This window comes from Bradyrhizobium iriomotense, assembly GCF_030160715.1.
In the GTDB taxonomy this organism is placed as follows: Bacteria; Pseudomonadota; Alphaproteobacteria; order Rhizobiales; family Xanthobacteraceae; genus Bradyrhizobium; species Bradyrhizobium iriomotense.
The window spans coordinates 54,986-64,701 of sequence record NZ_BSOW01000024.1; the positions used below are offsets into that span (position 1 = coordinate 54,986).

At 65.9% G+C, this 9,716-nt stretch carries 9 protein-coding genes and 1 pseudogene; 5 read left to right on the plus strand and 5 right to left on the minus strand.

The window, feature by feature from the left end:
* Positions 1–123 precede the first annotated feature (123 nt).
* On the plus strand, positions 124–1,971 hold the full coding sequence (locus QQL28_RS29830) for an AMP-dependent synthetase/ligase (RefSeq protein WP_284271257.1): 1,848 nt from the start codon (positions 124–126) through the stop codon (positions 1,969–1,971).
* A 4-nt stretch (positions 1,972–1,975) separates the two neighbouring features.
* Here QQL28_RS29830 and QQL28_RS29835 read toward each other — a convergent pair whose 3' ends face one another.
* Entirely contained in the window at positions 1,976–2,551 is a 576-nt protein-coding gene (locus tag QQL28_RS29835) for a hypothetical protein (RefSeq protein WP_284271448.1), read from the minus strand.
* Between the two features lie 374 nt (positions 2,552–2,925).
* Here QQL28_RS29835 and QQL28_RS29840 point away from each other — a divergent pair, with 374 nt between their 5' ends.
* Positions 2,926–3,399, plus strand: a complete 474-nt coding sequence (locus tag QQL28_RS29840; protein WP_284271259.1) for a DUF4188 domain-containing protein — start codon at positions 2,926–2,928, stop codon at positions 3,397–3,399.
* A gap of 10 nt (positions 3,400–3,409) precedes the next feature.
* On the opposite strand, the gene QQL28_RS29845 is transcribed toward QQL28_RS29840, so the two are convergent.
* From QQL28_RS29845 to QQL28_RS29855, 3 genes are all read right to left on the minus strand, one after another.
* A complete protein-coding gene (locus tag QQL28_RS29845) occupies positions 3,410–4,723 on the minus strand; it encodes a tetratricopeptide repeat protein (protein ID WP_284271261.1) in 1,314 nt (437 codons plus the stop codon).
* Between the two features lie 11 nt (positions 4,724–4,734).
* The gene (locus QQL28_RS29850; protein ID WP_284271262.1) at positions 4,735–5,745 is read right to left on the minus strand and encodes an aldo/keto reductase; all 1,011 of its coding nucleotides are present in this window, start codon (positions 5,743–5,745) and stop codon (positions 4,735–4,737) included.
* A 217-nt stretch (positions 5,746–5,962) separates the two neighbouring features.
* The gene (locus tag QQL28_RS29855; protein WP_284271450.1) at positions 5,963–6,388 is read right to left on the minus strand and encodes a PaaI family thioesterase; all 426 of its coding nucleotides are present in this window, start codon (positions 6,386–6,388) and stop codon (positions 5,963–5,965) included.
* 75 nt (positions 6,389–6,463) lie between these two features.
* On the opposite strand from QQL28_RS29855, the pseudogene QQL28_RS29860 reads away from it, so the two are divergent.
* Both QQL28_RS29860 and QQL28_RS29865 read left to right on the plus strand, forming a co-directional pair.
* A pseudogene (locus QQL28_RS29860) lies at positions 6,464–7,091 on the plus strand (NUDIX hydrolase).
* Between the two features lie 59 nt (positions 7,092–7,150).
* Positions 7,151–8,350, plus strand: a complete 1,200-nt coding sequence (locus QQL28_RS29865) for a hypothetical protein (protein WP_284271263.1) — start codon at positions 7,151–7,153, stop codon at positions 8,348–8,350.
* 178 nt (positions 8,351–8,528) lie between these two features.
* Here the strand turns inward: QQL28_RS29865 and QQL28_RS29870 are convergent, their stop codons facing one another.
* Entirely contained in the window at positions 8,529–8,834 is a 306-nt protein-coding gene (locus tag QQL28_RS29870) for a hypothetical protein (protein ID WP_431309662.1), read from the minus strand.
* Between the two features lie 232 nt (positions 8,835–9,066).
* On the opposite strand from QQL28_RS29870, the gene QQL28_RS29875 reads away from it, so the two are divergent.
* Positions 9,067–9,543 carry a hypothetical protein gene (locus QQL28_RS29875; protein WP_284271264.1) on the plus strand — a complete coding sequence of 159 codons (477 nt, stop codon included), beginning with the start codon at positions 9,067–9,069 and terminating at the stop codon, positions 9,541–9,543.
* Positions 9,544–9,716 lie beyond the last annotated feature (173 nt).

A 9,716-nucleotide genomic window follows, 5' to 3' on the forward strand; every position in this document is an offset into this window, starting at 1 on the left:
GCGCCTTGCACCTTGGCGCCGGTGCCTGGCGGCTTTGCTGACGATCAATATCGGGCGCGGCTGGCCGAGCCAGGTATCGGCCTCGGGACGACGAGGCAATCGCGCGTACAGGGAAACCACCCTATGCCAGACGAGATCACTAAGACGCAAGATCGTCCGCGCCCGCTGGCGGAGGTGATGACGTTGCCGGGTCTGTTGCGCTGGCGCGTCGCGCTGACGCCGGGCGGGGAGGCCTATCGCCAATATGATGCGACGGCCGGGCGGTGGGCAAGCTATTCCTGGCAACAGATCGACGCCGAGTTCGAGCGCTGGCGCCGCGCGCTCGCTGCCGAGGGTTTTGCGGCCGGCGAGCGGGTTGCGATCCTGATGCCCAACGGCATCGCGCATATCGCGATGGACCAGGCGGCGCTGTCGCGCGGTCTCGTGCCGGTGCCGATGCACGCCGTCGACAACCCCGACAGCATTGCCTACATCCTCGATGATTCCGGCGCGCTGTTGCTGTTCGTGGATACGCTGGAGCGCTGGCAGGCGATCGTCGCGACCGGTCAACGCCTCGACAATCTCAGGCGCGTCGTCTGCGCGAGTCTGTCCGGGACATCGGGCGCGGCCGCCGACGCCCGTGTCGTCGCGCTGGATCGCTGGCTCGACGCGCAGGCCAGCGGCTCCGCAATGGCCGATGTTGCCGTCCGGGCGGATGATCTTGCCGCCATCGTCTACACCTCGGGTACCACCGGACGGCCGAAGGGGGTGATGCTGTCGCATGGCAACGTCGTGGCGAATGTGAAGGCGATCGCGCGGCGCATCGCCGCCGAGCCCGACGATCTCTTCCTGTCCTTCCTGCCGCTGTCGCACACGTTCGAGCGCACCGGCGGCTATTACTATCCGATCGCGGCGGGCGCCTGCGTCGCCTATGCGCGTTCGGTGCCGCAACTCTCGCAGGATCTGAAGCATGTGCAGCCGACGGTGCTGATCTCGGTGCCGCGGATCTATGAGCGCATCTTTGCGCTGATCATGCAGCACCGCGAAGCGGCTGGCCGCGTCGAGCGCGCGCTGCTCGACCTCACGCTCGCCGTCGGCGGCCGGCGCTTTGACGCGCGACAGGGGAGGCGCTTGCCTTCTTTGTTCGACCGGCTGGCATGGCCGATCCTGAAGCGCTTCGTCGCCGACAAGGTGCTCGCACAGTTCGGCGGTCGCTTGCGGGTTGCGGTCTCGGGCGGTGCGCCGATCGCCGAACCCGTCATCCGCCTCTTCCTCTCGCTGGGGCTCGACGTCCTGCAAGGCTATGGCATGACCGAGACCTCGCCGGTCGTCTCCGTCAACACCCCTGACGAGAACGACCCGCGCTCGGTCGGCCATGTCCTCGACGGCATCGAGGTCAGGCTCGGCGAGAAGGACGAGCTGCTGGTCCGCGGCCCGAGCGTGATGCTTGGCTATTGGCACCGGGAGGAGGAGACGCGTCGCGTCAAGGAGGTCGACGGCTGGCTGCACACCGGCGACCAGGCGCGCATCGAGCGCGGCCGCATCACCATCACCGGCCGCATCAAGGACATCCTCGTCACCTCCACCGGCGAGAAGATCGCCCCGGTCGATCTCGAAACCGCGATCCTCGCCGATCCCCTGTTCGAGCAGGCCTTCGTGGTTGGCGAGCAGCGTCCCTTCCTCACGGCGCTCGTGGTGCTCAACGCCAAGGCGTGGGAGCAGGAGCAACAGAGGCTCGCGGGAGTTGGCAAGCGGGGCGAGGACGCCGAGCGTGCCGCTCTGCTCCTACGGATCGCCGCGGCCGTGAAGAACTATCCGGCCTATGCGACCCCGCGCGCGGTGTCGTGGTCGCTGGAGCCATGGACGATCGCAGCCGGGTTGCTGACGCCGACGCTGAAGAACAAGCGCCCCGCACTGGAGCATCGGTTCGCCGCGGAGATCGAGCAGATCTATGCCCGCAAGCCACCACCTGCGGCAAGCAGCGAGAGGTGAACGCCTACTTGAACGGATCCTGGATCGACGGCGAGGACTGGCGGACGCGGCGCACGCTCACCGGCGTGCCGTCGGAGACGAACAGCAGCTCGTACCTGCGGCCTTCATTGTCGGTTGCCGAGCAGGTGATGTTCGAGACCTGCCGGGCGGCGAAATTTCCGGTCTGGCGGCAGATGCCGGTGGAGGTTTGCTCGGCCGGCACCGGCAGGCCGTCGACCCTGGGCCTGTCCTTGGAATTGAGCAGCATGCGGTCGATCGACAGCTCATAGGAATTGTCGTCGGCGCGCTTGCCGTTCTCGCCCGAGAACGAGACGACATGGCTGTCATCGGTGGGGTCGTCGACGGCGACCGCGAAATTGACCCGGCCCTTGTCACCATGGGCGTAGGCCACCGTCTTGCAGGCGAACTCGCGGCCTGCGATCCGCAAGGTCTTGCACTGGCCCGACATCAGCGCCAGGAGGTCGATGAAGGAGTTCTGCGGCTCCGCCTGGTTGACCCGGATGGGGGCGGAAGACCCGGCAAAACAAGGAGTTGCGAGAGCGATCAGGCTCGCGGCCAGAACCGGTCGGAGGCGGCGCATCATGGGGCTCGCATGGCGCGTGGCGGAAACGGAAAAATTCCGTGCATCAACCATCGAACCACCAATTGGTTGCGATCCCCTTTGCTGTGCGAAGCACATGCCCGACTTGAATACCACCGCGCCACCCTTCGCGCCCCTGAAGCATGATCCGGAAAAGTGTGGAGCGGCTTTCCGAAAAGATCATGCCCGAACAATAATTTAAAGCGCGATGACGATGATCCCGATCTTATCGCGCTTTAAGGCGATTCGCGAAAACCGCCTCAACCCCGTCCCGGCGGGCACTTGCCGCCAGGGCCATGTTTTTTTCGTGGCAATGCTTGTCGCCACCACCGCCCTCCGGCAGTCTTTCCGGACATCTACGGGGGAGGCTTCGCATGTCCAAGGTCATCCCGAGCCGCGTCGCCGGCCGGATCGAGGGCGATTTCGTCGTGTTCCTGATCGGCATGCGCGTCAACAAGCCGTGGGCGCTCCACAAATGGCTGCCGGTCGCGCTCGCCATGCCCAGGATGATCAAGGAGCTGGAAAAAGCTTCGCCGGAGGTGGGCTTCCTCGGCCATACCGAGCTCGGCCTGCTCAACATGGTGCAGTACTGGCGGAGCTTTGATCATCTGGAGCGCTACGCCCGGGCGCACGACGCGCAGCACTGGCCGGCCTGGGTCGATTTCAACCGGCGGATGAAGGAGACCCGCGGCGACGTCGGCATCTGGCACGAGACCTACCGGGTTCACGCCGGCGACTATGAGGCGATCTACAGCGGCATGCCCCCGTTCGGCCTCGGCAAGGCCGGCGCCTCCAGCGGCGTCACCGCGACCAACGACAGTGCACGGCAGCGGCTCGGCGCCGCCTGATCGCAGCATCTCACTGGAGAGTTGCCTGCCAGCGCGCATCGCGCAGCGAGGGGCGGCGGTGCAGGCGGGCATCGAGCATGGCGCGGGCGCGCGCAAGCTCGCCGCTGCGCATCAGGGCGACGACGAAAGTGTCCTCGATCAATTCGCGCTGGGCATGGCTGCCGCCGATGCGGACGACGTCCGTCAGCACCGGGGTCAGCTCGCGCACGCAAGCGGCAAAATCCTCGTCGGCGAAGGCCGTCATCGCGCGGCAGATCGCGGGCACCACGGGGCCCGCGGGCAGCTTGCCGTCGGCGAGCCGCTGCTCGATGACGGCAAGCCGCGCGGCAAGCGCGTCGCGATCCTGGGTAGCGGCTGCGAACAGCGCCATGTGGACGTCGGCGAAGGGGATGCTCGATTTCGGAAACAGTTTTTGCGCGGCGGCGTCGGCCTCGGTCCAGAGCTCCTTCGGCACGGCGTGACCATAGGCCGACAGGCGCCATAACAGCGAGGCGCCGTCGCTGATCACGTTGAGCGGCGGCGCCTGCGTCATCGACGGTTGCAGCACGTCGGCATAGATGGCGAGCGCGCGCGCCGCATTGCCGTACTCGAGCGCGCCGAGCGCCTGGTGCCAGCGGATATGGCCGTGCAGGATTCCGGAACGGTCATAGCCGCCGATCCATTCGTCGATGAGACGATCCGCCTCGTCGATCGAGCCGTCCTCGAACATCGCGTGCAGCACGGCGTGGGCGCCATGCGCGTTCTCGCGCTTCAGGCCAAAGCCGCGCTCGGTCATAGCGCGGCCGCGCGCAACGTCGCCGTTCTCCGTGATCGCCCAGCCGTAGAGCGTGAGGAACCACCAGTCCTCGCCATAGTGATGCGCGACGCTGGCGCAGAGATCCTGCCGCGCGCGGTCGTGATCCGCCATCCCTGAGAACGCGAACAGGCCGAACGCGCCGAGCGGCAGCGCCAGCACCACCGCATCGCGCGGCCAGGTCTCGACATGCTTCAAGGTCACGGCCAGCGCTTCGGGCAGACGTCCCTCGACCCCGAGCGCCAGCGCTTCGACATGCGAGCGCTCGCGCTCCGTGCCGCGCTTCGCCACGAGCTCGCGCGCGAGTCCCGCTCTCTTCCGCGCGAGCTCGCCCTGCTGATAGAAGGAATGCACGCGTGCGCGCGCGATGTGCGCCAGCGCGAAATCAGGATCAGCCTCGGTCGCGCGCTCCAAGGCTTCCGCGGTGCCGGTCCAGCCCGCGAGCAAGAGGTCGACGCCCTCGCGATAGGCGCTCGCCGCCGCATCGGATGCGGTGGAAAGCGGAAGCCCGTAGCGGTCCTGATGCGCCATGGTCGCTCCGGTCACGCCGTCCGCGTGCGCCGACCCTCGATCGGATAGGCCGGGTCGTTGTAGCCCGGTGTCGAGGGATGACCCGAGGTGACCAGGCGATCGATCAGCGCTTCGTCCTCGGCGGTGAAGCGATAGTCGAGCGCGCGGATGTAGTCGTCCCATTGCTGCTCGGTGCGCGGGCCGGCGATCACCGAGATGACGAAGGCCGAGTTGAGCACCCAGGCGACCGCGAACTGGCCGGCAGTGATGCCCTTCTTCTCCGCGTGTTGTTTGATCTCCTGCGCGAGCTTGAGCGACTCCGGCCGCCATTCGGTCTGCATCATGCGGGTGTCGTTGCGGCCCGCGCGCGTGTCCTTGTCGGGCGGCGCATCGGGGCGGTACTTGCCTGTCAGCACCCCGCGCGCCAGCGGGCTGTAGGGAACGATGCCGAGACCATAATAGCCGCAGGCCGGAAAGTGCTCGACCTCCGGCATGCGATTCATCGCGTTGTAATAGGGCTGGCTCACCACGGGCCGGTCGATGCCAAGCCGGTCGCAGATGTTGCAGATCTCGGCGAGGCGCCAGGCGCGATAGTTCGAGACGCCGAAATAGCGCACCTTGCCCGCGCGGATCAGGTCTCCCATCGCGCGCACCGTTTCCTCGAGCGGCGTCGCGTGATCTTCCTTGTGCAGATAGTAGATATCGATGAAATCGGTGCCGAGGCGCTTCAAGCTTTCGTCGGCCGCCTGCACCACCCAGCGCCGCGACAGCCCGCCGCGATTGGGATCATCGCCCATGGGGTTGGCGAGTTTCGTGGCGAGCACCCAGGCGTGACGGTTGTTGGCGATCGCGCGTCCGACCACCTCCTCCGAGCCGCCCTTGGAATACGCGTCGGCCGTGTCGATGAAGTTGATGCCCGCCTCGCGCGCCTTCGCGATGATCTTTGCGGAATCCGCTTCATTGGTGGGGCCGCCGAACATCATGGTGCCCAGGCAGATCGGCGAAACCTTCAGGCCACTGCGGCCGAGCTGGCGGTATTGCATGCGCTATTCCTCGATGCTTTTGCGGGCGGTAGCATAGCGGCCCAACTCCGTCATTGCGAGCGCAGCGAAGCAATCCAGCTATTCGCCCGCGGGAAACGCTGGATTGCTTCGTCGCTACGCACCTCGCAATGACGGTGTTGGTTTGACCGCCGCCGCTTCCCCAACGTCGTCCCGGCCTTCGCCGGGACGACGGCGGAGTATGTGGTGCGCGCGTGGCCTACTCCGGCCCCTTCAGGAACTTGAACACACCGTTCGCCATCACGATGCAGCGGTCGTCGACGGTGACTTCGGTGCTCATGAAGATAAGGCTGCGGGTCGAGCGCACCACGCGCGGGCGGGAGACCAGGATGTCGCCGATTTTTCCTGCTTCGACAAAATGCGTGTCGAGCTGCACCGTCGCCATGTACTGCTTGCCCGTCACGTAACGCGCCGTCATGCCGCAGGTGCGGTCGGCGAAGGTCATCGTCACGCCGCCCTGCACCATGCCGCGGCGGTTGTGATGCTTGTCCTGCGTGATCAACGCATATTCATGCTGGCCGTCGACCTCGCGCTCCCACAAGGGACCGATCAGGTGCATGAAGCCGGTGGTTTCGACAGCGGTCCAGCCGTCATGCTTGAGTCTTGCGGCAGCCTTGTCGATCATGTCCGGGTCCGTCTGTGAAAGCGCGCGCATATGCGCCTCATTTCATCAAGCGCGCTCCTGGTGTAGTCAAGCATCATGAGACCCTTCGACGATGCCACACGGCGGAATATCGCCGGCGCCTGCGCGGCGTTTGCGCGCCTGCCCGACGATCACGCGCCGCCGGCGCTGAAGCGTGCCGCAGTCGCTATTGCGCTGACGGCGGCAGGCGAGGGGGCGCGACGCGGCGCTGCTGCTCACCTTGCGTGCATCAAACTTGCGCGCCCATCGCGGGCAATGGGCCTTGCCCGGCGGGCGCTGCGATGCCGGCGAAACGCCGGTCGCGGCGGCGCTGCGCGAGCTCGACGAGGAGCTCGGCTTGAGGTTTACCGCGGACGCGGTGCTCGGCCTCCTGGACGACTACCCGACCCGCTCCGGCTATCTGATCACGCCGGTCGTGGTTTGGGCCGCCGACAGCGAGACAATCGTTCCGAACCCGGAGGAGGTTGCCTCCGTGCATAGCATCGCGCTCGACACGATCGAGCGCGAGGACGCCTTCGACTTTGTCGCGATCCCCGAGAGCGCGCGGCGCGTGATTCGCTTCCATCACGAAGGCAGCCTGATCCACGCCCCGACTGCCGCCCTGATCTACCAGTTCCGTGAGGTGCTGGCGGGGCGCGCAACCCGCGTTGCCGAGCTGGAACAGCCCGTGTTCGCCTGGAAATGACCTTAGAGGTAAACGGCTTTTTAACCTGACAGTCACGCGGCGCTTGCTAAGACGGTGCCATGCATCACCAACCGATTCGGCGCGCTCTTGAGACCCTTGCGCTTGCACCGCTCGCGCTCGTCCTCTTCGCATCGCCCGCGCCCGCGCGCGACTCCTCCGCACTGCCGCCGGCCGTCAGCAATGCGATGGCGCAGGCTTCGCCGGCAGCCATCCTCGAATATCGCCGCAAGCTCGCGGAGTATCAGGAGGCGCGCGCCGCCTTCGACGCGGAGGCCGGCGCCTATTGGAGCCAGATCGCGGAGAAGCGGCGTGGCCGCAACGCCAAGCGGCGCAGCGGGCAACAGGTCACGCTCGACGATTACGTGCTGGAGCACCCGCCGCTCTATAACGGGCCGAAGCGGCCGGTGAATCCGGAGCCCACCGAGGAGCCGGAGCCTCGCCCGCGCAAGCAGATCCCCGTCGTCGCGGATCTGTTGCGCGCGGCGCAGGAGCTCTATCAGTTCACGCCGCAGCGGCCCGCGACCGAGGTCGAGTTCAAGCGCGCCTACGCGCGCTATGCGCTCGCTTTCGGGCTGACGCGCGAGCAGGCGGTGCGGGTCTATTCGTTCGAGACCGGCGGCACCGGCAATTACGACGTGCAAGCGGGCATTGAGCATGGCGGCAGGCGTGCGATCTCGACCGCGGTCGGTTACAACCAGCTGCTGACCACAAACAGCGTCGAGCTGCTCGCCGAGCAGGGCCATGAATTCATCCGTGCGCTCAGCGAGAAGGTGGCGCGGACCTCAGGGCCGGCGCGGAACGCGCTGGAGCACAAGCTTGGCGTACTGAAGCGCATGGTGGCGCATGCGAAGTCGGTGCCGGACACCTGGTCGGAGCATGAGAAGATCGGCGACACCGCGCAGGGCTGGGCGATGCACGCCATGGTGCTCGACGTCGACGTCGGGCCGATGCTTCAGACCCACAAGCTTTTGACCTCGGTGCTGTTCGCGCGCGCCAAGGGCTATACCCGCCCGCTCACAGCCGCCGAGCTCGAGATGATGAATCTCACCGGCGACGGTACCGGCCTCGACATGGTGACGATGCCGCAAGCCATGCGCGAGCAGGTGCCGACCTCGAACTTCTTCCAGCGCGGCGGCTACGAGCGCAACCCGGTCGCGATCCGCCACAACACGGTGGCAAGGCTGCTGGCGGTGACCGATGCGCGGATGGATTCGAACAGCAGCAACGCCGGGGCGAGGGAGCTGGCGGGGGCCTTCTAGCCCCAAGGTCGCTGTCATGCCCCGCCACCGGGTCTCGCCTTCGGCGAGTCCGATGACAGGCTCCGGCGGGGCATCCAGTACGCCGCGGCCTCTCCGTATCCCATCACGTCTCTGGAATACTGGATCACCCGCTTTCGCGGGTGATGACGCCGAGTATTCATCGCGGCCGTGCCGTCCCTTACTGATCCGGGCCGAACTTGAACCGCCCGTCGCCCTCGAGGTACGGGCCGGTGCGCATGTAGAGCTGGCCGTTCTGGCCGATGAAGAACAGCGTGCCCCGCGGCACCTTCTTGGCGCCCTTCAGGAGGTCGCCGGCATTGCTGGTGCCCATCTTGTAGGAGAAGGTCTTGCCGTCCCTGTCATAGGCATAGCCCGTGTCGGGCTTCAGCTCCCACGGCGTCGCGGCGGTCTGCGCGATGGCCGGCGCGGCGAGCGCCCCAAGCAGCGCCGCGGCCATCAAGACCTTCATTGGAAATCCAGTCATCCTCATCCTCCCCATAACCACCTGGCTGCCGTTCCGAACAAATCACGAACGGTCTTTGCCGGTCTATCGATACGCGCCTCGATCGCAATGCACCACGTCTCGCCCAACGGGTCATCGTGCCCAATCACATCCTGCCCAGCAGTTTGTGATTTTCCCCTCGTCCCCTCGCGACTATGGTCCGCTTTCCGTCTAGAACGCAATTCGACAAAGAGATTGGGTAGGGATGATTCGCATGAACCATGTCATAAAAATTTGCTTGTCCGCTGCGTCGCTGGTGACGCTCGCGTCCGTCGCCCATGCCGACGACTACCAGCTCAGCCACAACCAGCGGATTTCCTGTAGCCGCGGTCTTGCTCCCGGCAAGCTGAACACCGCGACCTGCAAGTCCTACACCTACCTCTTCAACACCAAGACCTCGGAATATTTCCGTTGCCAGGTCTCGCTGGCGCTGACCCGCGACAACAAGGAAGTGATCAACGTGCAGACCGACGGCGGCTGCACCAAGAAGCCGCGCATCTTCGAGACCGACGGCCACTACGATTTCGATGCGACCGAGACCGAGCCACCGAACACCAACTCGTTCTTCGGCCCCGGCGGTTATTCGGTGTGGGCCGCCGACGTGACCACGCAGAAGGTCCGTGGCTGCATCATCATTTCGTCCGGCCTCGGCTCCGACATCTCCAAGTGCCTGGATATGACCTTCCAGTGAGACTTGCCAGTGAGGTTGAGGCACGCTCGATCGATGCGTTCGAGCGTGCCGCCTTGAGGCGCTCACTGCGCCATGTCGCCGCACCTTCCGAAGTTCCCTTAAAGTCCCGTCGAAACGGCTGTCTCGTGCAGCCCTGTTGTGCCTTTTGGATGGGTTGACCCGCTCCCCTCATC